Origin of the sequence: Chryseobacterium urinae (assembly GCF_030518295.1) — a bacterium.
GTDB classification, from domain to species: domain Bacteria; phylum Bacteroidota; class Bacteroidia; order Flavobacteriales; family Weeksellaceae; genus Chryseobacterium; species Chryseobacterium mucoviscidosis.
Genome location: NZ_JAULSJ010000029.1, coordinates 32782 through 55557 on the forward strand (window position 1 = coordinate 32782; position 22776 = coordinate 55557).

26 protein-coding genes are annotated in these 22776 nt (G+C 33.9%); 22 read left to right on the top strand and 4 right to left on the bottom strand.

Annotation, left to right across the window (positions count from 1 at the left end):
- Nucleotides 1–49: 49 nt before the first annotated feature.
- A complete protein-coding gene (locus tag QWT87_RS16315; RefSeq protein ID WP_185208217.1) occupies nucleotides 50–1588 on the top strand; it encodes a zinc-dependent metalloprotease in 1539 nt (512 codons plus the stop codon).
- An 85-nt stretch (nucleotides 1589–1673) separates the two neighbouring features.
- On the top strand, nucleotides 1674–2267 hold the full coding sequence (locus QWT87_RS16320; protein ID WP_302717295.1) for an acyl carrier protein phosphodiesterase: 594 nt from the start codon (nucleotides 1674–1676) through the stop codon (nucleotides 2265–2267).
- 3 nt (nucleotides 2268–2270) lie between these two features.
- On the opposite strand, the gene QWT87_RS16325 is transcribed toward QWT87_RS16320, so the two are convergent.
- The 3 genes from QWT87_RS16325 to QWT87_RS16335 all read right to left on the bottom strand — a co-directional run bounded on the left by QWT87_RS16325 (nucleotide 2271) and on the right by QWT87_RS16335 (nucleotide 3623).
- Complete coding sequence (locus QWT87_RS16325; protein WP_108409194.1) at nucleotides 2271–2771, bottom strand: DUF6702 family protein; 501 nt, start codon at nucleotides 2769–2771, stop codon at nucleotides 2271–2273.
- 273 nt (nucleotides 2772–3044) lie between these two features.
- On the bottom strand, nucleotides 3045–3287 hold the full coding sequence (locus QWT87_RS16330) for a hypothetical protein (protein WP_302717296.1): 243 nt from the start codon (nucleotides 3285–3287) through the stop codon (nucleotides 3045–3047).
- Between the two features lie 84 nt (nucleotides 3288–3371).
- Nucleotides 3372–3623 carry a hypothetical protein gene (locus QWT87_RS16335; RefSeq protein ID WP_185208211.1) on the bottom strand — a complete coding sequence of 84 codons (252 nt, stop codon included), beginning with the start codon at nucleotides 3621–3623 and terminating at the stop codon, nucleotides 3372–3374.
- A 69-nt stretch (nucleotides 3624–3692) separates the two neighbouring features.
- On the opposite strand from QWT87_RS16335, the gene QWT87_RS16340 reads away from it, so the two are divergent.
- The 14 genes from QWT87_RS16340 to QWT87_RS16405 all read left to right on the top strand — a co-directional run bounded on the left by QWT87_RS16340 (nucleotide 3693) and on the right by QWT87_RS16405 (nucleotide 17668).
- Nucleotides 3693–4271, top strand: coding sequence for a HupE/UreJ family protein (locus QWT87_RS16340; RefSeq protein ID WP_302717297.1), 579 nt, complete (start codon nucleotides 3693–3695; stop codon nucleotides 4269–4271).
- A gap of 68 nt (nucleotides 4272–4339) precedes the next feature.
- On the top strand, nucleotides 4340–6724 hold the full coding sequence (locus tag QWT87_RS16345) for a M1 family metallopeptidase (RefSeq protein WP_302717298.1): 2385 nt from the start codon (nucleotides 4340–4342) through the stop codon (nucleotides 6722–6724).
- A gap of 54 nt (nucleotides 6725–6778) precedes the next feature.
- Entirely contained in the window at nucleotides 6779–7501 is a 723-nt protein-coding gene (locus tag QWT87_RS16350; RefSeq protein WP_302717299.1) for a DUF3108 domain-containing protein, read from the top strand.
- A gap of 78 nt (nucleotides 7502–7579) precedes the next feature.
- A complete protein-coding gene (locus QWT87_RS16355; protein WP_302717300.1) occupies nucleotides 7580–8470 on the top strand; it encodes a hypothetical protein in 891 nt (296 codons plus the stop codon).
- A 146-nt stretch (nucleotides 8471–8616) separates the two neighbouring features.
- Nucleotides 8617–8895 (top strand): co-chaperone GroES, encoded by a 279-nt coding sequence (locus QWT87_RS16360; protein ID WP_039369684.1) that lies wholly within the window; start codon nucleotides 8617–8619, stop codon nucleotides 8893–8895.
- Between the two features lie 47 nt (nucleotides 8896–8942).
- Entirely contained in the window at nucleotides 8943–9299 is a 357-nt protein-coding gene (locus tag QWT87_RS16365; RefSeq protein WP_288460438.1) for a four helix bundle protein, read from the top strand.
- Between the two features lie 74 nt (nucleotides 9300–9373).
- A complete protein-coding gene (gene groL / locus QWT87_RS16370; protein WP_302717304.1) occupies nucleotides 9374–10999 on the top strand; it encodes a chaperonin GroEL in 1626 nt (541 codons plus the stop codon).
- Nucleotides 11000–11354: 355 nt separating this feature from the next.
- Complete coding sequence (locus QWT87_RS16375) at nucleotides 11355–12263, top strand: hypothetical protein (protein ID WP_302717306.1); 909 nt, start codon at nucleotides 11355–11357, stop codon at nucleotides 12261–12263.
- A 273-nt stretch (nucleotides 12264–12536) separates the two neighbouring features.
- Complete coding sequence (locus tag QWT87_RS16380) at nucleotides 12537–13139, top strand: hypothetical protein (protein WP_302717307.1); 603 nt, start codon at nucleotides 12537–12539, stop codon at nucleotides 13137–13139.
- 899 nt (nucleotides 13140–14038) lie between these two features.
- Nucleotides 14039–14641: a hypothetical protein gene (locus tag QWT87_RS16385; RefSeq protein ID WP_302717309.1), complete on the top strand. Its 603-nt coding sequence runs from the start codon at nucleotides 14039–14041 to the stop codon at nucleotides 14639–14641.
- Nucleotides 14642–14810: 169 nt separating this feature from the next.
- Complete coding sequence (locus QWT87_RS16390; RefSeq protein WP_302717310.1) at nucleotides 14811–15644, top strand: hypothetical protein; 834 nt, start codon at nucleotides 14811–14813, stop codon at nucleotides 15642–15644.
- Nucleotides 15645–15653: 9 nt separating this feature from the next.
- Nucleotides 15654–16592: a hypothetical protein gene (locus QWT87_RS16395; protein WP_302717311.1), complete on the top strand. Its 939-nt coding sequence runs from the start codon at nucleotides 15654–15656 to the stop codon at nucleotides 16590–16592.
- Between the two features lie 83 nt (nucleotides 16593–16675).
- A complete protein-coding gene (locus tag QWT87_RS16400; RefSeq protein WP_302717313.1) occupies nucleotides 16676–17236 on the top strand; it encodes a DUF7822 domain-containing protein in 561 nt (186 codons plus the stop codon).
- A gap of 105 nt (nucleotides 17237–17341) precedes the next feature.
- Complete coding sequence (locus tag QWT87_RS16405; RefSeq protein WP_302717315.1) at nucleotides 17342–17668, top strand: hypothetical protein; 327 nt, start codon at nucleotides 17342–17344, stop codon at nucleotides 17666–17668.
- An 89-nt stretch (nucleotides 17669–17757) separates the two neighbouring features.
- Here the strand turns inward: QWT87_RS16405 and QWT87_RS16410 are convergent, their stop codons facing one another.
- The gene (locus QWT87_RS16410; RefSeq protein ID WP_302717316.1) at nucleotides 17758–17904 is read right to left on the bottom strand and encodes a hypothetical protein; all 147 of its coding nucleotides are present in this window, start codon (nucleotides 17902–17904) and stop codon (nucleotides 17758–17760) included.
- A 91-nt stretch (nucleotides 17905–17995) separates the two neighbouring features.
- On the opposite strand from QWT87_RS16410, the gene QWT87_RS16415 reads away from it, so the two are divergent.
- From QWT87_RS16415 to QWT87_RS16440, 6 genes are all read left to right on the top strand, one after another.
- Nucleotides 17996–18463 (top strand): ankyrin repeat domain-containing protein, encoded by a 468-nt coding sequence (locus QWT87_RS16415; RefSeq protein ID WP_302717317.1) that lies wholly within the window; start codon nucleotides 17996–17998, stop codon nucleotides 18461–18463.
- Between the two features lie 176 nt (nucleotides 18464–18639).
- A complete protein-coding gene (locus QWT87_RS16420; protein ID WP_302717319.1) occupies nucleotides 18640–19422 on the top strand; it encodes a hypothetical protein in 783 nt (260 codons plus the stop codon).
- 11 nt (nucleotides 19423–19433) lie between these two features.
- Nucleotides 19434–20513, top strand: a complete 1080-nt coding sequence (locus tag QWT87_RS16425; RefSeq protein WP_302717320.1) for a serine hydrolase domain-containing protein — start codon at nucleotides 19434–19436, stop codon at nucleotides 20511–20513.
- 185 nt (nucleotides 20514–20698) lie between these two features.
- Nucleotides 20699–21019 carry an alpha/beta fold hydrolase gene (locus tag QWT87_RS16430; RefSeq protein ID WP_302717321.1) on the top strand — a complete coding sequence of 107 codons (321 nt, stop codon included), beginning with the start codon at nucleotides 20699–20701 and terminating at the stop codon, nucleotides 21017–21019.
- A 182-nt stretch (nucleotides 21020–21201) separates the two neighbouring features.
- Complete coding sequence (locus tag QWT87_RS16435) at nucleotides 21202–21501, top strand: hypothetical protein (protein WP_302717323.1); 300 nt, start codon at nucleotides 21202–21204, stop codon at nucleotides 21499–21501.
- Nucleotides 21498–22760: a glycosyltransferase gene (locus QWT87_RS16440; RefSeq protein WP_302717324.1), complete on the top strand. Its 1263-nt coding sequence runs from the start codon at nucleotides 21498–21500 to the stop codon at nucleotides 22758–22760. The genes QWT87_RS16435 and QWT87_RS16440 overlap by 4 nt, the downstream gene beginning before the upstream one ends.
- Nucleotides 22761–22776 lie beyond the last annotated feature (16 nt).

Consider the following 22776-nt stretch of genomic DNA (forward strand, 5'->3'; position numbering starts at 1 on the left):
AGGTTAATAATTATATTTGTAAAGCTATAACCTTAAAATCCAACAAATCATGAAAATAAAATTTACTCTTTTCATAATCTTATTTAGTTTATTATCTTTCGCCCAAAATAGAATTTTTAATAATTCAATCAGTGAAAGTAATCTTAATTCTAATCAAAAAGTTAGTAAAGAACTTCTTTCCAGTTATACAGAAACTAAGTATTATTTACAACCTGCATTTGATCCGAAATCTGATCTTCAAATTTTATTACCCACCAATAAACTAATTACAGCCAGATTTACTCGCATTTTCAAATATGGAAATAAAAGTGAATCGTATGTATATTCTATCGATAATGATCCAAATGCAGAATTTGTTCTTTCAAAATATGATAATATATTAACAGGTATGTATACTTCAGGAACTGGTGAAAAAGTCATTTTTCATCAAACACATGAAAATATTTTCGCAGTATCGCTTGTGAATGAATCAAAGATAATAAGCCAGGACTCTAAAAACGATTATATTCTTGGTGATTTTGCTAACTTATACAAAACTAATTCAAATATCTGCTTAGAAACTGCCCCTATTTGTCCAATGTCAATAATTGATGTAATGGTTATTTATACCTGGAATTCAAGAATCAATTGGGGAGGAACAGCTCAAAGTAATTCTATGATTACAACTGCAATTACCAATTTTAATTTAGCATTAATAAATTCGGGAATAAATAATGTGAAAATTAATCTGGTATATTCAGGAGAAACAGGCTATGTGGAATCTGGAGATATTTACACGGATCTATTGAGGTTTGCGAATGATACAGATGGTTATATGGATGAAATCCACACATTAAGATCCACTTATGGTGCTGACTTATGCGCTTTGGTTACTTCCGGCCCTACTAATACTTGCGGCTTAGCTTACATCACAATAAATCCTACAGAATATAGTGGAACAGCAGGGTTCTCAGTCACAGTTTTCAATTGCGTCCTTACGAGTTATACTTTATCACATGAAATGGCTCATAATATGGGTTTAAGACATGATTGGTATGTGGATACATATGATATTCCCTGCGCTCATCATCATGGCTATGTTAATAGAAGTGCTATTAGTTTAGGAGCATCTGGTGCTTCTTCTAAAAGATGGAGAACAATTATGTCCTATAATGATGAATGCGCGGCAAATGGATTCAACTGTTCAAGAATTAACAGATGGGCAAATCCTGATAAAAATTACAATTCTGAGCCCACAGGAATTGCGATAGGAAATTGGGATTCAAGTGATGAAGCCTTTGGATTTTCTCGTTTTTCATGTCTCGTAGCCGATTTCATGCCTTCCAATTCATCTCTCAAACTGGAAGAAGTGAATCTGAATGATAAAAATTTCACAATATTTCCAAATCCAGCAAGTGAAAATATCACTATTTCTTTAAACAATGCTGACAGGCATACTTTTAAAATTTTCAATACAATTGGGCAATTGATATTTACCACAACAGAAAGAACAATTAATGTAAAAGGATTGTCTAATGGTGAATATTTTTTGAGTGTTTATGACAAAAACGGTTTGTTTATAGGAAACAAAAAATTTATTGTTAAATAAAATCTATTTTAAAGTCACCACAAAAATCCCTCGAATGTCTTAAATTTATTCGTGGGATTTTCAGTTTTATATCCTATATTTTTGTATGAATTATTTAGCGCATTCTTTTCTCACTTTTACTGACGGGCAGATTGTCGGTCAGTTTTTAGAAGATTTTATCCGAAATAAAGATCGTTTTTCTTTTCCGAAAGATATCCAGGACGGGATAACACTTCACCGTGCAATTGATACTTTTACGGATGCTCACCCTGCCATTCATGAAGCAAAAAAAGTTTTTGCTCCTTTGGTAAGACTTTATGCAGGAGCTTTTGTGGATGTTTCAATGGATTATTTTGTAGCAAATGATCTAAGTTTAAATTCCTTAGAAGGCTGGAAAAACCATTCATTAAAAGTATATCGTGTCTTACATGAAAATTATGAATTTCTTCCTGAAAATTTCAGAAGAATGTTCGAAAGAATGGAAGCAGACGACTGGCTTTATAATTACCGAAAAGATCAAAGTATTGGTTACAGCATGCGCAATGTTCTTAATAAAGCCAAATATTTACATACAGATATTGTGGTTCATGAGGCTTTTTTAAATAATAAGGATGTTCTTCAACAATGTTATGATAAATTTTTTCCTGATCTTATGGAACACGCACAGGGAATTAATGCGCTTTTGCAGCTCGAAAATTAATTTTTAAAACTGCTGAAACAAATAACGGTTCGGGTAAGTTAATTTTTCACTTTTCCGGTTTCCGTTAACGATGATGTGGACGATATTGATCTGATCGTCAAACAAATTATACAGGAAACTTACCGCTGCTTCTACTTTTTTAGGATTGTCTATTTTTTCAGATTCGAGATAAACATTAACGGATTCGTGATCTTCTTCGTAGCCTACATAATTAACGTTCAGAAATTTATTATTGCCTTTTAACTTAAAATATTCCGCGGAATAATTTTTAAGAGATTCGTTGAGCTGTGCTTTGAATTTCGGATCGTTGAAATGAAGCGATTTGCTGTATTTATTATTCAGTCCGTTTTCCAGATCATCCAGAAAAAAACGTCCTGTAATTTCAAAAGTTTTGGATTTCTGATTGTAATTAATTTCTACAGAACCTACATGATAAGGATGTTTTGCCTTTGTAAAAGAGAAAAATATAATTAAGACGGAAAAGAAGAAAAACAGTTTTTTCATTGTAATAATTCAAGGATTTTTTGTGGATCTTGTCGCATATCGAAGAAGAGAAGAACTTTAATCTTAGTCTCGCTTTCTTTTCGGAAAAACATTCTTACGTGTTTTTTGCCGATTAAAACACTTTTCGTCTTGTGAAAGGAACTTTGAAACTGAGAATATTTTCCATTTTCAAGATCATTTGTTATTCTTTTCACACTTCTAAGAAAATAACAACTTCACGATTGGTCCAGACTCTCTTAAGAAATTCGATATTTTCGGCTAAAGTTTTTTTTGCTATTTCTGAGAATTCAATCTGCATATTTCGTCATCAATAAACTTAAAGAAATCCTTTTTCGAGATCATGCCTTCATCTTTCAGAGATTCCCCATATTTTTCAATCTCTTCAAAAATATGAGAAGGCAGACCTTCAACCGTTTCATAATTATTTTCTACAATTCTTACTCCTTTCAGTCTTTCTAAAAGCTGTTTAACGAAAAAATAATCTTCTTTATTATCTATTTCTATGGTAAGGTTCATTGTATTGATTTTACACAAAGTTAAAATAAATTATTATTGTAACAATTCAAGGATTTTTTGTGGGTCTTGTCGCATATCGAAGAATTACTTTCGAGAATATAATTCGCACGCTTTTTTTCTTGCATATGAAAAAAACTCCTCTTCTGAAACCATGTCTTTATCTTCCAGACGATCTGCATAATCCGCAAGTTTATCTATAAACCATTTTGGCGTTCCGTCTTCATAAAATTCTTCCTCATCTTTTACAGAAACAGATTTTACACCTTTTATTTTCTCTAAAAGCTGTTTGATAAAGACAAAATCTTCAGCATTTTCTAATTCTATATTAACAAGCATACCATTGAATTTTATAACAAAGTTAAAATAAATTTTGTATCATCGCGTTTCAAAAATAATATTGGAAAAATGCAGGATTTTTTATTCTATCTGAATCTCGGCTGGGAACACATTATTTCTTTGGATGCACTCGATCATCAGCTTTTTGTTCTGGCTTTAATTGCGGTATATTCTTTTAGCGATCTAAAGAAAGTTTTAATTCTTGTCACCGCTTTCACCATCGGACATTCCATTACTTTGGCATTAAGCACTTTTGACATTATAAGGATCAATTCGGATTGGGTGGAATTTCTGATTCCGCTGACGATTGTTTTAACTTCGCTGAATAATATTCTCATCCGAAATAAAAAACAGTCTCAGAATAACGCCAATTATTATTTAGCCTTAATTTTTGGATTGATCCACGGAATGGGCTTTGCGAATACCGCAAGAGTGATGATTGCCAAAAGCCAGAGTATTGCCGTTCCTCTTTTAGGCTTCAATATCGGTTTGGAATTGGGGCAGATTGCCATTGTTTTCGGGATTTTAATGCTGCTCTTTATTTTGCTTAAACTATTCAAAGTAAACCAGAAAGACTGGATTCTTTTTGTCTCTTCCGGCGTATTTGCTTTATCCTTAAAAATGACATTAGAAAGAATTCCTTTTTAACGCTGAAACATTTTCAAATTTTCAGCTACTTATTATTATATTTGAAAATCTTTAAAACAATTTCGGTTATGAAACTAAAAGTTGCCATACTTTCTCTTTCTGTATTTGCGTATACAGGTTTCACCGCACAGAATATCCAGAACAACCCTGGAAGCAACCACGGAAATAAATTCGAACAGTTAGGAACCATTCTTCCTACGCCCAATATCTACAGAACCGCTTCCGGAGCTCCCGGTCACGGCTATTGGCAAAACAGAGCCGATTACGAGATCAATGCTTACCTTGATGAAGACAAAAGAAATTTAAAAGGTTCTGAAACCATTACATATTACAACAATTCTCCGGATGATCTGGATTATATCTGGCTTCAGCTTGATGAGAATCAACAGTCAACGGTAAAGAAAGCGGACTTCCCTTTCTCTTCTACCCTTCCGAAAGCGACAACAGACCAACAGTTGAAAGCTTCTGAAGTTCCGGCAATCGATAATGGTTACGGAGTAAATCTTGAAAAAGTAACAGATGCTTCAGGAAATCCTTTGAAATATACCGTCAATAAAACCATGATGCGTATTGATCTTCCTAAAGTTCTGAAAAAAGGAGAAAAGCTGGTTTTCAAAGTAGACTGGAACTACAATATACCGAACCGAATGAAAATGGGCGGTCGTGGCGGTTACGAAAACTTCCCTGAAGAAGGAAACGATCTTTATACGATGACGCAATGGTATCCGAGAATGTGCGTATACAGCGATTTCCACGGATGGCAGAATCATCAGTTTACAGGAAGAGGTGAATTTGCTCTTGTTTTCGGAAATTTTAAAGTTTCGATGAATGTTCCCGCAGATCATGTTGTGGGTGGAACAGGAGAATGTAAAAACTACGATCAGGTTTTAACATCTGAGCAATTGGCAAGATATAACAAATCTAAAACTTCTACGGAACCTGTAGAAATCGTGACTCTGGACGAAGCTAAAAAAGCGGAGAAAAATCATTCAAAGCAGAGAAAAACATGGACTTTTGAAGCAAATGACGTGAGAGATTTCGCATGGACTTCTTCAAGAAAATTTGTGTGGGACGGAATGGGCGTTACGATTCCTGAAAACAACAATAAAGTAATGGCAATGAGCTTTTATCCTAAAGAAGCTTATGGATTATACAGAAAATATTCAACCAAAGCAGTTGCGCATACCATTAAAACCTATTCAGAATTCACGATTCCTTATCCGTATCCTGTTGCACAGTCTGTGGAAGCAGCAAACGGAATGGAATATCCGATGATCTGCTTCAATTACGGAAGAACGGAAAAAGACGGAACCTATTCAGAAGGAATTAAAAACGGAATGTTGGGCGTTGTGATTCACGAGGTGGGACATAATTTCTTCCCAATGATCATTAATTCAGACGAAAGACAATGGAGCTGGATGGACGAAGGATTAAACACTTTCGTGGAATACCTTACAGAAGAAAAATGGGATAATAAATTCCCGTCAAAAAGAGGTCCGGCTTGGACAATTGTGGATTACATGAAACTTCCGAAAGATCAACTGGAGCCAATTATGAGCAATTCTGAAAACATTATTCAGTTTGGCCCGAATGCGTATTCCAAACCGGCAACCGGATTGAATATTCTTCGTGAAACCATTATGGGAAGAGAGCTTTTTGATAAAGCTTTTAAAACCTATGCGAAAAGATGGGCTTTCAGACATCCTGAACCTGCAGATTTTTTCAGAACGATAGAAGACGCAAGCGGTGAAGATCTGGATTGGTTCTGGAGAGGATGGTTCTACGGAACTGATCCCGTAGATATCGCGATTGATAAAGTGACGATTGCAACTCCGGATCTGAATACGGTTCCAAGAGAAGCCAAAGAAAATAAATATAAAGTTGATAAACCTGCCCTGAACGAATTTGAAGACATTTCAAAAATCAGAAACAGGGAAGACAAAAACATTACGTTCTACGTAGATAAAGACAAGGAAGCTCAGGATTTCTATTACAGATACGACAGAGGTCAGGAAAAAGTGGATAACAACAAAGAATACACTTCCAAATTCGATGGAACTGAACCTTTAACGCAGAAAGAAAAAGATAAATTTAAAAATCTTACCGCTTATCAGATTGATTTCGTGAACAAAGGAGGTTTGGTAATGCCGATTATTTTAGAATTTACTTTTGAGGACGGAACAAAACTTACCGACAAATCTTCTGCACAGATCTGGAGAATGAACGAGCAGAAAGTTTCTAAAACGTATTATTTTGAAAAGAAATTAAAATCTGTTCAGCTTGATCCGATGAGAGAAACTGCCGATATTGATACTTCCAACAATTTCTGGAGCAATGACGGCGGAACGGCGCAGGTTTCCAAATTCGATCTCTTTAAACAGAAAGAAGCAGGAAATGCAAGAGGCGCTTCCAACGGAAAAGTAAACCCGATGCAGGCTGCAGGGAAAAAATAAGCCGAAAAGTTCTGTAACTTTTACATAAAGGGCACTACTTATTGTTAAAAAATCATGAGACTATTTCTGATCCTTTTAATAATGAGCAGTGCCCAATTTTTTGCTCAGAAAACCATTGTTCCAAGTAATGTAAAACTCGAATCGCAATACATTAAAGATGAAATTTCCGATGCAGTATGGTACGCCGAAAAAGGTGATCAGAAAATGGAAATCGGAAAAATAACCTCTGAGGTAAAAAAGTTAGACAAAAACAGACTTCTTCTTAAAACTACGGTAAAGATGAATCAGGCTCCGGACAAACCATGGACGGATTCTACGGTGGTTAGAATTTCAGATTTTCAGCCGATGTATCATTCTTCCTACAACATGATGAGAGACATGGTGATTAAGTTTGAAAAAAATAAAGCAACAGGATATTATTTCGATAAAAAAACACAGAAAAAAGACATTATCGACGAAAAAATTTCTACTGAATATTTTGACAGCAATGCGTATCCCGCAATCATAAGATTTATGCCTCTAAAAGAAAATTTATCTGTGGAAATTCCGATTTTCGATTATAATCCGGCTGCTAAAAAAGGCGTTATAAAAGCATATGTGGAAAATGTAACCCAAGGAGATCTTAAAGGTAATAAAGTCTGGATCGTAAAAACAACAGATGACATTCAGGACAGAAAGTCTGTAGTCACGTATTATATTGATTCTTCCACAAGGAAGGTTTTAAAACAGGAAATAGATTCCGACGGAAGAAAAATGGTTATGGAATCTGTGAAATAAAAAGATTATTCTTTAAAAGTATTCAGAATCTGGATACTTTTTTTAGATTTGCACCTGATAAAAAACTTTAAAATATCCATGAAAAAACTCAGCCTTTTATTGGTGTTTATTCTTTCAGCACAAAACTTCTTTGCACAATCTCTACAATTTTATACAGGAAAAAGGGATTTCCTTCCCATAGAAATTCTAATGGAAGACGGCAGTACGAAAAAAGGATTTGCACAAGACTTTATGCTTCCTGATGTTGCAACATTCAGTTTCATGGGAAAAGGACCTAAATATGCCAATTTAGACAGAAAAGAAGTAAAATTTAAATCTTCAAAAAGCGATACCCAAGTACAATTAATCCCTGTTTCTGATATTAAAAGTTTATTGTATACAAATGAAGAAACCCAGGAGCAATTTCAACTGGACAAACGCCTGGTAAAAGAAATCAACAAAGATCAGGAACTGGAATCCGAAGGAAAAGTACTGATGCTTCCTTTGATGGAAAAAGGACTGATAAATCTTTATGGTTACAGAAGCATGATGTGCAAGGCAGATTTTGGAAATAATTATTCCGCAGCTTCCAATGGAAACGAAAACGATTGTCAGTTAACTTATGTAATGGTTTATTTAAGCAAACCAGACGACACTGTTGCCATTGCGCCGGTAGATTATCCTTCATTAAGCCCCTTAGATTTATTTAATCTTAAAACATTATACAAAAAATTCTATACAGCCTATGAAATGGTAGGAGCAGACTGTCCCGAGTTTCTGAAAAAAGTAGATGAAGCAAGACAGAACGATTATTTTTCCAATAAAACTTTTAAGGAAAAGAAAAGAGCAACAGATGACGAAAGAAAAGCAGCGCTTAAAGGTAAAAGAGGGGCTGAAGCATCAAAAATAAATATGAAATATAAATCAGCAATATACACTGATATCTATAAAAAACTGATCGACGATTACAAAGATTCTTGTCATCAATAAAATGCAAGTCACCTCATTTTTGAAGTGACTTTTTTTCTGCCAAAATTTCCGCTCAGCAAAATTTAGTCTGCCAAAATTTTCTTTTGCCTTTGTTGGCATACAATTAGAGAATTTGAAGACAGAATAATTAAAAAATTAAATATATTATGTCAGTAAACTTTAAACCATTAGCAGACAGAGTTTTGGTAGAACCAATCGCTGCAGAAACTAAGACAGCTTCAGGTATTATTATTCCGGACACCGCAAAAGAAAAACCTCAGGAAGGTACTGTTGTGGCAGTTGGTCCGGGCAAAAAAGATGAGCCTACAACTGTAAAAGTGGGTGACAAAGTTCTTTACGGGAAATATTCAGGTTCTGAATTGAAATTGGAAGGAAAGGATTATTTAATTGTAAAAGAAGGAGATTTACTAGGAATAATTGGCTAATCACTTTTTGCTTCTGGCAGTTGGCTTTCCGGCATTGAAAATAGTAAATGAGAGATTTCAAAAAATTTGAAGTTTGGCAATTAAGCCATCAACTGACTTTAAAAGTTTATACCTCAACCAAAAATTTCCCAAAGGAAGAAATATTTGGGTTGACCTCTCAGATCAGAAGATCATTTGCTTCCATCGCATATAATATTTCGGAAGGAAGCGGAAGAAATTCAGATAAAGAGTTTGCTAATTTCATCAATATCGCGCTGGGATCATCGAACGAAGCAGAAAACCAATTAATTCTTGCTAAAGATTTAGATTACATTAACGAAAATGAATACCAAAATCTTTCAGAAGAATTAACCCTACTAAAAAAGAAGCTTGTCACGCTTTGGAACAGGCTTAACGGAAATTAAAATCAAATTATAAAAAATAAACCGCGAATTGCTAAAGCCAAAAGCTAAAAGCAAATCGCCAAAAGCTTAAAACAATGGCAAAAGAAATAAAATTCGATATCGAATCAAGAGACGCTTTAAAAAGAGGTGTTGATGCATTGGCTAATGCAGTAAAAGTAACTTTAGGACCAAAAGGAAGAAACGTGGTGATCGAAAAATCTTTCGGTGCACCTCACGTTACCAAAGACGGGGTTTCAGTTGCAAAAGAAATCGAACTTGAAGACAGAGTAGAAAACATGGGAGCGCAAATGGTAAAAGAAGTGGCTTCCAAAACCAACGATATCGCAGGAGATGGTACTACTACCGCTACTGTTTTGGCACAGGCTATCGTAAGAGAAGGTCTTAAAAACGTAGCTGCAGGTGCAAACCCAATGGATTTGAAAAGAGGAATCGACAAAGCGGTTGCAACAGTGGTTGAGAACTTAAAAGCTCAGTCTCAGGAAGTAGGAGATTCTACAGATAAAGTAAAGCAGGTTGCTTCTGTATCTGCTAACAACGACGAAACTATTGGTGCTTTAATCGCTGAAGCGTTCGGAAAAGTAGGTAAAGAAGGAGTTATCACTGTAGAAGAAGCTAAAGGTATCGATACAACGGTAGATGTTGTAGAAGGGATGCAGTTCGACAGAGGATATCAGTCTCCGTATTTCGTGACGAATCCTGAAAAAATGTTGGCTGAATTGGAAAATCCATACATCCTTTTGGTTGAGAAAAAAATCTCTTCTATGAAAGAATTACTTCCTGTTCTTGAACCAATTGCTCAGGGAGGAAAATCTTTATTAATTATTTCTGAAGAAGTTGAAGGAGAAGCTTTGGCAACTTTAGTGGTAAACAAATTAAGAGGTTCTCTTAAAATTGCCGCGGTAAAAGCGCCTGGATTCGGAGACAGAAGAAAAGCAATGTTGGAAGATATCGCAATCCTTACAGGAGGTACTGTAATTTCTGAAGAGCAAGGTTTCACCATGGAAAACATTACCATGGATATGTTGGGAACTGCTGAGAAAGTATCTATCGATAAAGACAATACTACAATCGTAAACGGTGGTGGTGAAGAAAGCAAAATCAAAGGCAGAGTTGCACAGATCAAAGCTCAGATGGAAACGACTACTTCTGACTACGACAGAGAGAAACTTCAGGAAAGACTGGCTAAATTAGCAGGAGGTGTTGCTGTACTTTACGTAGGTGCTGCTTCTGAAGTGGAAATGAAAGAGAAAAAAGACAGAGTGGACGATGCGCTTCACGCAACAAGAGCTGCCGTAGAAGAAGGTATCGTTGCAGGTGGTGGTGTTGCTTTGGTAAGAGCAATCGCTTCTCTTGAAAGCCTTTCCGGTGCAAATGCAGACGAAAATACAGGGATCAAGATCGTGAAAAGAGCCATCGAAGAGCCATTGAGACAAATTGTTGCCAACGCAGGAGGAGAAGGTTCTGTAATCGTTGCGAAAGTAGCAGAAGGAAGCGGAGATTTCGGGTACAATGCGAAAACTGACGAGTATGTCAACATGCTTGAAGCAGGTATCATCGACCCAACGAAAGTAACAAGAGTTGCCCTTGAAAATGCAGCTTCTGTTTCAGGAATGCTTTTAACAACAGAATGTGTCATCACAGAAGTGAAAAAAGACGAACCAGCAATGCCAATGGGTGGCGGAATGCCGGGAATGATGTAACGGTCAGCGACTGAGACAAATTATATATAAAACCGTTCTGATTTTCAGAGCGGTTTTTATTTTGTATTATGGTTTTCCGTAAGGAAATAATATATTTAGATTTTAATTTTATGATTAAGAAATAGATAACTAAAATCAAAACAACATTAGCGCAAGTTGTATATACTACCGCAATATGTAAATTGAGCTAACTTCAATTTTATGACAAAAATACTTAATAATTAAAGTTTATATAATTTAAAATATTTTAATTGCCATTTTGACATAAATATTATAATAAAAATACATAATATTTAAATTTTAAAAAAAGGTATGTCAATTGATTTTCAACATTTATAAATCATAATATATTTTCATGAAAATTATCAAACGTAGAATTCGTAATGCCGAATCTTATTTGGCGACCATCAGAAATGGAGAAAATTTCCATATTGCATTTACAGATATAAATGCACAATTACAAAGAGTTAACCAAATAGGGTTTACGACTAGCTTAACAGAAGGGGAAGCTATTTTACCTGAAGGAATCGGTCCAATATCAAGATTTAATGCTAATGGCAAATTTAACATTAGGAGAGACCTTGAAAAAGAACCATTTTACATTGAGCGTGTTTGGACTTGGACAGATTGGGGTGGAAATACACATAGTAGAATTGTTTCTATAAGAAGGTTAAGATATCCTCGCGAATTAATTACACCACCAAGTGAGGAATTACTAATTGACTCTTATAATGGAAACAAAATTATTGTTTCACGACAGTTAACAAAAACACCAGAAAATTTTGAAGATATTAAGCACATTATGAATTTGTTTTTAGAATATTTTGGTGAATTTGACTTGATCAGAGAAGATTATCAACCATTTGTTGCTGAAAATATTACTCGTCTAAATTGGAAAATCTTTCCACAAGGAGAATATCCTTGGGAAAGAGTTCGAGTAGTTGCTAATGAACGTATTCAACGCCAATCCATTGGTAATAGGCCAATTATTGAAAATCATCTTGAAAAAATATCAGCATTCATTCCAAATTTTGTTGCAGTAGGTCAAGGAGGATTCTCTGATTATGTAGTTTTTGGTTTCCCAGATAGAAACTTATATATCTTTGAAAGTGTAAGATCCGGAAATGCAACTTATATTTTCAATAATAATTGGGTAGATTTATCTCGTTTAACTAAAGGGGAAATTCTAAGCAATAATCTTCAACAGGAAAGAATACTGCATACACCAACTTGGGAACAAAGAATTAATCAAGTATTGGGCTAATAAAACGACAGATAAAATTGTATTGGCAAGATAGGATACATGATTAAATTCAGTGTTTAACTATTTAAGTCTTTTAGCCGAGTTAAATCCAGATGTCGCGGATTTGCAATCCGTGACATTTCCCTAACAAAGAACCTCGTTCGTAAAAATTTCCAATCTACACTTATACAATATAAAAAATTTAAACGACGGATTGCAAATCCGCGATATCGAGTTACATGAGAAAATTAACTTCATTAATCGGACTAAAAAACATCTTAAATATGATTCAAAATGTATAAACAAGTAATTTTTATTTTGTTGAATTTATTTTCACTGCATACTTTTTCTCAAATTCCTGTTTTTGATGGTAATAAGGCTGTTGGATTCTTAAAAGAACAAACAAATTATAATTGTGAAAATTGTTATTACAGCGACACTGTTTATATCTTCAATAAAAAAATTGTAATTAAAGAACCGGTTCTTGTAGAAAGTAAAAACGTTCCTAATATGGGATTTAAGGATTTTTTCTTCAGCCAATATTATAAAGAAATTAAAAAAATAAACAAAAATAATTATGTCATTAAATTTAATAACGATTCAGATGGAAACAGTAATTGGCTTTATATTTCTTTAATTAAAAACAAGATATATATCGTTAAATCTTTGTCTTATTCAAATAGTGTTAAAAAAATAGAATTAGCCAAAGGAGACTTTAATTATATATCCTCAACTTTGGTTTGTAAAAATAATTATAACTTAGAAATTAATAAAGAGTTTTCTTTTTTTGATTTTTTTGGATTACCTAAAAAAGAAAAAACATGTTATCATTGCCCAAGAGATATAAGTGTGGAAGAATGCTTAAAATCAAGCAACAAAATATTTAAATGGAAATAATTCACAGATATCGCGGATTTTAAATCCGTGACATTTCTCTACCAAAGAACCTCGTCCGTAAAAATTTCCAATCTATGCTTATACAATATAAAAATTAAAACCACAGATTGCAAATTCGCAATATCAGGTTTATATACAAAACCGCTCTGATAATCAGAGTGGTTTTTACTTCATATTAATTTTTTAATTATATTTGAGTAAACTAATAAACATAAAAACAATGCGTTTTAAAACCGATTTTAAAAATTAGTTCCCAACTTCACTTGACATAGTTTATTACGACCAATAATGAAACTGATTGACAGAATTAGTAATATCAATCTATCTTTACCGAACGATAGAAAATTAAAAATAATTGCTGCTTCAGCATTATGCTCATTTCTGTATCATTATAATTCAAAGAGTCATAAGACCAAGACATTGGCATCTTACAGGTTTTGAAACTTTTTTACAGGGAACATTACCCAATTTTTTTGCTTCAACAGGAATTTGTTCCATTACATTTATTTACTACAATTCATTTTTAAAGAATGGTAAAAATGCATCATTATCTAAGAAAATAGTATTTACGTCCTTATTTACTTTTACAGGACTTACCGTATGGGAAATAATTCAATATTTTATGTGTTGCCCAATCGACTATGACGATATTGTTATGACCGCACTGGGTTGTTTAACAATGAGTATTATAATTTCGATAATGTATAAGTTGTAAAATCATTTAGAATAAAGCCTGACTGAATAAAACGGTACAGAAGATCAGTTTGGTAAAAGCAACTTTCTGTTGTCGAGAATTTGCATTCCGAGAAATCGGGACTTAATGGATTAGGATAACACAAGAGTATGTTTTTTAAGCCATCAAATAAAAATAACACGAAGCGATAAAAAAAATATTAAATATGGAACAATATAAATTTTTCATTGTTATATTTTTAATCTTAGGATGGAATTTGATGTATTCTCAGTCTCAACTTCCTTTATACAAAATGGTTATGAACAGTGATGCTATACTAATAGCCCAAACAACAGAATTTTCGTATAGTAATAATCAGCAAAATGAATTTTATGTAGAAAATAATATAAAATTTGGAAATAAATTTACGGTTTTAAAAAATAGATACAATCAGGATTTTAAAAAGCTAAAAGTTAAAATTGAAACCAATAATAATGATTTTTATGAAAATATTAACGGTGAAGAATGCTCCGGAATTAGTAATATTATAGAAAAAGATAAAAAGTACTATAATATATTTTTTATCAAAAGAAAAGGTAAGAAATATTTTATCATTGCTCATTTATGGAATAATATTCTAGTAGAAGACTTACCTTTTTTTGAAAATAATGTAAACAAAATAAATTTAATTTCCAGAGAGAAAAATTTAACAAATAAATACAAAAAGATAAAAGAATGGTTTGATAATTCAAATAAAAACCACCCTGTTGGATATATGATAAAAAATCCTTTAACAGAGGAATTCATCAACTTTTTTCAAAAAAGATAATTAGTAAATATGGATTTCAAATCCGCGACATTCACTATTTTTAAAAAATCTTCATTCGGAAAAATATAAAATTCGCTAATTTCAAATAGACCACTATTAATTGTAAAAGATAGGCTTGTTTTATTCTGCTTTTGCTTACTTTTGGTCTTTGCAAAAAATACTACAACCCATGAAAAACCCAATTTGTACTGTAGAAGACATCTACAATACTCCATACTGGAATACCATTCATCAGGAAAATTGTTTGTTACAATATCAATTTGACAACGCTGGAGAACATTCGATTTATCACCCGTGGAATGAAATTTCAAATCTTATCATAAAAAAGATCGATTCTTTGTTTGAGTGCGTTTTTAAATTGGATTTAGCACCTTTCGGAATAGAAAATCATGTGATCCCGGTCATCAATTTTAACAATGATAAATTTAACTGGATTTTTTATCAACTCGATCATGAAAACAAAATATCTCACATCGAAGGCTATCTGGACGGGAACGGCATAAAAATAATTCCCGATGATGTAGAAGAACTTTTGCACTTTAATCATATTGATTATCATGAAGAATCGTACACAAAAGATCGTAAAGGCAAAACGTTTAAAATAATCAAAAATGAAGAAGCTCCGATTCTTAAGCAATTCACCCAACAGGAAGCCGATGAGTTTGCTGCGAACCACGATCTTAAAAATGGACTGGAAGATCTCGAGGATATTGAGGACCCACTGAAATATTTTATCACCTTTAACGAGGAAGATAAAGTAATCCCACAAGACGATGTATACGATCTTCTGGAGATTTATGATGATTTTGCAGGTTTTAAAGATTATTTTGGAGCAGTACCGAAGCGCAACCAGAATGGCTTTCAGGTTCCTTTAGTTAATGGTAGACAAATGCCATTTGTAGGACAGTATAACGATTCTATATTTACGGGATATGATATCTACTGTTATATTTTTTATGATAAAGAAACCAGAACAGTAGCAATATTTCAGCAGATGACCTAAATTCTCAATATGATGCACAGATTAATTAAAGATAAAAGATTCCTGCTGCCGTCTGATGTAAAAAAATATGCGCTCGGATCTAAGCAAAAGGTAAAAGAATATATTGAAGCTAACGGAGGACACATTATCAAAGATAAATATGAGCCGGAAGAATTCGACTACATTCTTATCGGAACCCAAATCAAAGATTTCGGATTTAGCGCATCTCGGTATCTTAAATTATATCCTGAAGCCAAAATTCTCTTTGAACAGGAATTATTGAACGAACCAAAAGCGGAAAGTAACTATCTTAAGTCGTTATTTCAGGATTATATGGATCGTTTCAGAGATATTTTCTCACACTATGATATTTTAGTGGCATACTACTCTATCGGTAAACCTTATACGTCTGAAGATTTTAAAAAAATTGAGAAAAAATACAGAAAGAATATTCCGGCAGCAATAAAAGAATTTTATTCAGTTTTCGGAAAAATAAAATTGACCTGGACGTATTGCAGCATCAATACGAAGCGCAGCTTCTATGATGAAAAAGATGTTGACAACCTTATTTCCAGCACATGTGGAGAGATGTTCGGTTCTATTCAGATCCTGGATCTAAATAAGGTTTTGTCTGAAGACTGGACAAAATATGAACATGCAGTACATCTAAGCTCAGGGAAAGAATTGAAAATCTTTGATTATCATTCTGATGAAAATATGGCGGCTTTCGATCTTGAAAATGATAATCCGCTCGTATATATGGGCGACGATCACGGAGCAACTTTTGAAGATTACAAACCTATGCTTTTCTCTGATTACTTAAAACTGACTATAAATTCTTACGGTTTCTTTCGCAGGAAATATTTATTTGAAAGTGCATACGGAACACAAAAAAAACTGTCTGGATTTTCTGAAATTCTGGAAAGACCGATTGAATTAGTCCCTGTAAGATTAGACGATATTGAGTAACAGCTGAAACTTTATTTGCAGGATATTTTCGTAATACATACTTTTGAAAAAATACGGATATCAACAAAAAAAACTAATAATCAATGGCAAATAGAGCATACTTATACAGTGCAAACAAAGAATTAAACAAATTTCGTGATGTTTCAGAATGGGCAAATGAAATTCCGCTGTTCTATAAAATCGTTTTGGGTTCAGAAACCGGAACTTCGACTTCAAAAATATGGAACTTTGAGCTTCCCATCGTTATTACAGCAAACTTTCAAAAAGGGTTGAATAAATTGTACGATTTTCTGGATTACCTTCAGACACAGCCTCATCTTGATGCCGAAGCAATAAAATCATACAGACAGGAAACAAAAGATTTCTTTGAAAAATATCCGGAAAGAGAGCTGGATCTGTTTTTTATGGAAGGCGGAGAAGTTTATGATCTTATTGGAGACATGTATCCTCTGGAAGAGCAAAACAATGCACTCTACAACGAAATCATCAATATCTCTAAAGACATCGACGAAATTCTGGAGAAAAAACCTGAAAATGTATTTGATTTTAAAGATATATACTGGCTTCAGGAGATAAAAAACGATATCACGACCCTTTCTGTTTACTGGACTTATGTGACGTATTATTCGTTCAACAAATCATAACTTTCATTTTTCAAGATTGTATAAATTTATTCAAATGTTCCTGATGAAAAAGACTGTACAGATGTTGACCGGAAATTCAAACTATTCTCATTAAAACATAAGATCATGTCCTTCTTTAAAAAACTTTTTGGCAAAAAACAACAGCCGGAACCACAACGTTCTGAAGAAAGCCTGCCATGGATAGAACCTGCCGATAATCCTTGGAATATAAAACTTCTGGACTTAAGACCTTTAAGCCAGACCATGATTTCAACCTCTCAAAATCAGCAGATGGCTGCTAATGCTATTTCTTACGGTACGGAGGATGGCAGAACTTTTTGGAAGATAAATCCTAAGAACAGCAGAACCGTAGAATCAGGTTTAAAATTTATAATTGATGGTTCTTTGGCTCCGGGAGTATTGTTTAAACCCGAAACAATGGAGCACAAATAGGCAATTTATTTCGACGGAGAATATCTGATATTTGTTAGAAGCTGGCTGAGAGAGGTTTTTGTTATTGCTAAAACTTCGCAAAAGAATAATCAGCTAATCATCGAACAGATTATCGGGGAATTTACGGAAGGAGAAACTGAAGCTTTTACAAATTCTTTTTTAAATTTTCTTCTTATAAGCCATGTTCTGGAAGAAATTGCTCCGGCTCCTCTGCCTGAAACCTTCTTATCCGACACATATAAGGCAGGACTTTGGGCATTTTCGAGTTATGGAAATAAAGCACATGTAGGAACTTTTGACGAGAACTTTACCGCCTCTCCCAGAGGAATGCTCCGCACCCACTCCTTACTGCATATTGCTGTTGCACAATCCAACATACAGGAAATTGAAATCCAGATCAATAACGGTACAAACATCAATTCTTTAGCCGGCGACGGACTTTCGCCTTTACATTGGGCAACTGCACCGGAAAATACAGAATCTTTACAGAAGTTATTGGAACTTGGTGCAGATCCGAACGCAAGAACAATTCAGGGGGCAACTCCCATCATGAATGCCAGTCAATCCAACAAAATAAAACATTTAAAAATGCTTTTACACTTCGGAGCGGATGTGAACGCGAAAGACGACCGTGGTTTTACCGCTTTACACCGAGCATCTGAAATGGGGCATAAAGAAATTGTAACATTACTTCTGGAAAATGGTGCAGATAAAAGTATTGTTGCAGAAGGTTATACCGCTCTCCTGTTGGCGCAAAACCGCGAACATAAAGAAATAACGGAACTTTTGAGCTGAAAAACACTCACCTCAACAGATTTTAATTTTCCGCATATTCCGCAGTCATAATTTAACTGTGAATTTTGAAAACATCTGTTCATTAAACCGGATGAAAAGATCAATTTCTCTTAAAAAATGATCTTTGGCAGAATTTACCACTTACTTTAAAAATTAATCTAATTATCAAAAAAAATATGGGATCATGGAATACTTTACATCATTTCGACGACAGAAAATTCTACTCGGAAATTGTGCCCGATCTTAAAAACGAGGGACAATTGCTCCATAAATATTTTAATTCCAAATTTGCAAAAAGAATACTTTACAGACGCGAAGATACAATTGATAAGGAAATTGCAGAAATAATAAAATTCAGCAGGTTTTTAGATAAAGATTTTAAACTTCATGAAACCCTGTATGAGATTAAGACCCGAGAAAAAAGCATCAACGAATCGTATACAGATTTTATTGAAAAACGTTTTCAGGATGAAAGAGATTTTGAGAATGCTAATGGAGGGATTATCGAAAGCATCAATCCCCTTCTTACCCTCATCATTTTTTCTGAATGTGCTGCATTTAATCCTCATCTGATATTGGGGAGAACCATATTTACAGGTTGTGTAATGGCAACACCCAATTCCACTGCAGAAGAAATTATGCACAACTTTACCAATAACGGATTGGGAAGTATATTTTATTCCTCCTATTCCAATTGTAATGGACTGATCAATTGGGTAACGAATGAAGATTTACAGCTTTTGTGGATGGATAAAGAGAACATCTATTCTGCGGATGCAGACACGGACGATTATTTCTCAGACTTTTGTACATTTATAGAAATTGCTCTGGAGAATAATTTAGGTGTAATTTCCGGAACCAATATGAATGAAAGCACTTTAAAACTGATCCCATCACCATTGAATTTAAAAATAGATGTAAAAGAGCTGGGAATGAAATATGTAATCAATTATGACTAGTTTAAAAACCGATGAAAAAAATAACCTCCCTCCTGTTCATAATACTGTCAATTATCTGTTTCGGGCAGAAAACCGTACATTTTGCTGATTCTATTCGCAAAGCGTTTCATATCCCCGAAATCAGCTACGCCGTAATCAATAGCAAATCTACACTGGAAATGGCGGCATTAGGAAAACATTCAGTTGATCTTCAGGACACGGCAACTTTAAACGACAGATTCCACATTGGTTCTAACACCAAAGCAATGACTGCATTTATCATTGCCAAATATGTGGAAGCCGGAAAATTAAAATGGACGACCAAATTTTTCGATCTTTTCCCCAAATGGAAGTCGAAAAGCAAACCCGAATATGCCAATATTACGTTACAGGATCTCCTTTCTCACCAAGCAGGAATTCAGCCGTTTCAGGGAGAAGATGATCCTAAAATTCCGGATTTTAAAGGAACTCATCAGGAAAGAAGAAAACAGTTCGGAGAGTTTGTATTGACGTTAGAACCTCTGAAAACAGACGAACAGCATCCATTTCTCTACTCCAATGCAGGATATACTTTAGCGACTTTAATGGTAGAAAAAGTAACTGGTAAAAACTGGGAAGAACTGGTTGATCAGGTCTTTAACAAAGATTTAAAATTAAACGTACAATTATCATGGCCGGAAAATCAGAAGCAGAAAGACACTTGGGGACATTTTACGGAAGATGGTAAACTACAACCGGTTCCTTCCACTTTTGATTATCATCTGGATTACACAGAACCTTCGGGAGATATCAATATAAAACTGAAAGATTACATCAAATTCATTCAGCTTAATATTCAGGGGCTTGAAGGAAAAAACAATTACCTGAAAGCCAAAACGTATACTTTTATCCACAAAGGAATTCCGAATTATTCGATCGGATGGTTTAATATTTACGAGAACGGAAAGGAACTTTCTACCCATTCCGGTACAGCGGGAACGTATTACAGTCTTGTTCATATCGACAGAATAAAGCACAAAGCGTATATTATTTTCGCCAACTCTTTTAATCCGGATACTCAACAAGGCGTGAGACTGTTGATGAGAAAACTGAAGGAAAATTATGGAAGTTAGGATTTTTTTGTTGAAGATGAGAGCCTTGCAACAATTGAAGCTCAGATGTCGCGGATTTTTAATCCGTGACGTTTACCTACCAAGAACATATTTCGCAAAAAATTTGCAACCTATACTTTCAGAATATAAAAATTAAAATCACGGATTACAAATCCGCGACATCGGGACAATAATACTTTGAGAAAATGAACAGAATTATTTTATTACTTATTTGCTTGACAACTTACAATTTTGGACAAGCTCAAACAATTGACACACTTATAAATGTTGGAAATCACAAATTGCACTTTAACATTATTAAAGGAAAAGGAACACCAATCCTTTTTGAAGCAGGAAATGGCGATGATGGTAGTGTTTGGCAATCAATAACAAACGAAATTCATAAGCAAACAAAAGCTACAATAATAACTTATGACAGAGCTGGGTTAGGAAAAAGTGAAATTGATACGACAAAAATCAGCTTCCAAAACGAAGTAAAAGACTTAGAAATAGCTTTAAAAAATTAGGTTATTCTAATAAAATATTCATTGTTTGCCATTCTTTTGGTGGTTATTATGCTTCATTATTTACTCATCGGAATATAAAAAAGGTAAAAGGAGTTGTTTGTATAGACATTGCTACACCTTGCTTTTTTACAAAAAAATGGTCGGATGAATTTATCCAAACAATAAAAGAGGAAGATTGGAAAATGATTAAACAATATAAACCAGGTTTGTTTTATGCTTTAAATAGCTTTTCAAATACAGCCGAATTTATGCAAGACAAGTTTTTAAGTTCAAAAACACCTGTAACAATGATTATGGCGGAAAACATCCAACCAATGATAAAAGAAGATGAAAAGGAAAAATGGATAAATTGTTGTAAGGAATTGGGAACAATGCCAAATCATAATTTTGTAATTGCTAAAAATGCTGACCATAAGGTTTGGGAGAGAAACCCAGCAATCGTTATTGAAGAAATAGTAAAACTGTACAAAAAAACTAAATGAACATAGGAATATTTACCTACGGAACAAGAGGCGACTTGCAACCATACATTGCATTAGCACTTGGACTTATGGACAAAGGGCATCAAGTAACCGTTTCTGCAACGGAAGACTTTAAAGACTTTGTTGAAGGTTTTGGTGTTGCATTTCAGCCACTTTGGGGAAATGCCGAAACTATGATGAACTCAAAAGAAGGACAAAGCATTTTGCAGACAGAGAACTCAATAAAATTAATGAAGTATTATTTCAAAGTACTTCACGACAACAGAGACCCTTTGAGAAAAAGCTATTATGAAGCAATTTCAAAAGTTGATTTTATCATTGCTAACTCAATGACACTTCCAATTGTAAGTGCTATTGCTGAAAAACAAAATAAAAAAGTTGCATTAAGTTATTTTATGCCACCCGTTGTTCCAACGGTTGAATTTCCATTAGGTGATTTTGATTTTTTTAATTTTCCTTGGTACAATAAACTCACTTATAAAATCGCACAAGGTTTCTTTTGGAAATTCATAAAACAAGACACCAACGAGTATAGAAAAGAACTTGGTTTGCCTGAACTGAAAGAGAATTTAGTTACATATCTCGACAAACAAAAAATATTGGACTTGTACTGTTTAAGTCAGTCATTAATTCCACAACCAAAAGACTGGGAAAGCCATCATAAAATAACTGGTTTTATAAATATTCCAAAACACAAACGAGAAAATCACTTTTTGGACCAAACAACAAGCGAACTTTCTGAATGGTTATCTAATGGTGACAAACCCATTTATATTGGTTTCGGCAGTAATGGAGTTGGTAACACAGCAAAGTTTTCTAAAATCTTGACACAAGTTTTAGAGCAAACCAATGAACGAATTTTGTTTTGTAGAGGCTGGTCACAGTTTGACAATTTGCCAACACACAAAAATTTATTTGTAACGAAGTATGTAAATCACGAAACAATTTTACCACAATGCAAAATAGGAGTTTTTCACGGTGGTGCAGGAACTTTGGCAACTATGTTAAGGCACAATTTACCAGTAATCATTGTTTCATTTTATACAGACCAACCAACTTGGGGGAAAATTGTTGAACGAAAAAAATTAGGTGTACATATTCCTGTAAAAACTTTATCGGCTGACAAACTAATTTCGGCTATTCAAAAAGTTCAAATAAAGGAAATAGAAAATAATGTTTCAATAGTTGGGCAACAAATCAGAGACGAAAATGGTCTTGACAATGCTATAACTGAAATTGAAAAATACTTTAACGAATGAAATTAATACGGCACAT

Coding starts and splice junctions, on each gene's coding strand:
- QWT87_RS16385 (WP_302717309.1), top strand. CDS start 14,039: ATGGAACAATATAAATTTTTCATTGTTATATTTTTAATCTTAGGATGG.
- QWT87_RS16340 (WP_302717297.1), top strand. CDS start 3,693: ATGCAGGATTTTTTATTCTATCTGAATCTCGGCTGGGAACACATTATT.
- QWT87_RS16430 (WP_302717321.1), top strand. CDS start 20,699: ATGAACAGAATTATTTTATTACTTATTTGCTTGACAACTTACAATTTT.
- QWT87_RS16320 (WP_302717295.1), top strand. CDS start 1,674: ATGAATTATTTAGCGCATTCTTTTCTCACTTTTACTGACGGGCAGATT.
- QWT87_RS16325 (WP_108409194.1), bottom strand. CDS start 2,771: ATGAAAAAACTGTTTTTCTTCTTTTCCGTCTTAATTATATTTTTCTCT.
- QWT87_RS16390 (WP_302717310.1), top strand. CDS start 14,811: ATGAAAAACCCAATTTGTACTGTAGAAGACATCTACAATACTCCATAC.
- QWT87_RS16405 (WP_302717315.1), top strand. CDS start 17,342: ATGTCCTTCTTTAAAAAACTTTTTGGCAAAAAACAACAGCCGGAACCA.
- QWT87_RS16315 (WP_185208217.1), top strand. CDS start 50: ATGAAAATAAAATTTACTCTTTTCATAATCTTATTTAGTTTATTATCT.
- QWT87_RS16395 (WP_302717311.1), top strand. CDS start 15,654: ATGATGCACAGATTAATTAAAGATAAAAGATTCCTGCTGCCGTCTGAT.
- QWT87_RS16335 (WP_185208211.1), bottom strand. CDS start 3,623: ATGCTTGTTAATATAGAATTAGAAAATGCTGAAGATTTTGTCTTTATC.
- QWT87_RS16380 (WP_302717307.1), top strand. CDS start 12,537: ATGTATAAACAAGTAATTTTTATTTTGTTGAATTTATTTTCACTGCAT.
- QWT87_RS16345 (WP_302717298.1), top strand. CDS start 4,340: ATGAAACTAAAAGTTGCCATACTTTCTCTTTCTGTATTTGCGTATACA.
- groL (WP_302717304.1), top strand. CDS start 9,374: ATGGCAAAAGAAATAAAATTCGATATCGAATCAAGAGACGCTTTAAAA.
- QWT87_RS16400 (WP_302717313.1), top strand. CDS start 16,676: ATGGCAAATAGAGCATACTTATACAGTGCAAACAAAGAATTAAACAAA.
- QWT87_RS16360 (WP_039369684.1), top strand. CDS start 8,617: ATGTCAGTAAACTTTAAACCATTAGCAGACAGAGTTTTGGTAGAACCA.
- QWT87_RS16415 (WP_302717317.1), top strand. CDS start 17,996: ATGCTCCGCACCCACTCCTTACTGCATATTGCTGTTGCACAATCCAAC.
- QWT87_RS16435 (WP_302717323.1), top strand. CDS start 21,202: ATGATTAAACAATATAAACCAGGTTTGTTTTATGCTTTAAATAGCTTT.
- QWT87_RS16425 (WP_302717320.1), top strand. CDS start 19,434: ATGAAAAAAATAACCTCCCTCCTGTTCATAATACTGTCAATTATCTGT.
- QWT87_RS16330 (WP_302717296.1), bottom strand. CDS start 3,287: ATGAACCTTACCATAGAAATAGATAATAAAGAAGATTATTTTTTCGTT.
- QWT87_RS16420 (WP_302717319.1), top strand. CDS start 18,640: ATGGGATCATGGAATACTTTACATCATTTCGACGACAGAAAATTCTAC.
- QWT87_RS16440 (WP_302717324.1), top strand. CDS start 21,498: ATGAACATAGGAATATTTACCTACGGAACAAGAGGCGACTTGCAACCA.
- QWT87_RS16355 (WP_302717300.1), top strand. CDS start 7,580: ATGAAAAAACTCAGCCTTTTATTGGTGTTTATTCTTTCAGCACAAAAC.
- QWT87_RS16350 (WP_302717299.1), top strand. CDS start 6,779: ATGAGACTATTTCTGATCCTTTTAATAATGAGCAGTGCCCAATTTTTT.
- QWT87_RS16375 (WP_302717306.1), top strand. CDS start 11,355: ATGAAAATTATCAAACGTAGAATTCGTAATGCCGAATCTTATTTGGCG.
- QWT87_RS16365 (WP_288460438.1), top strand. CDS start 8,943: ATGAGAGATTTCAAAAAATTTGAAGTTTGGCAATTAAGCCATCAACTG.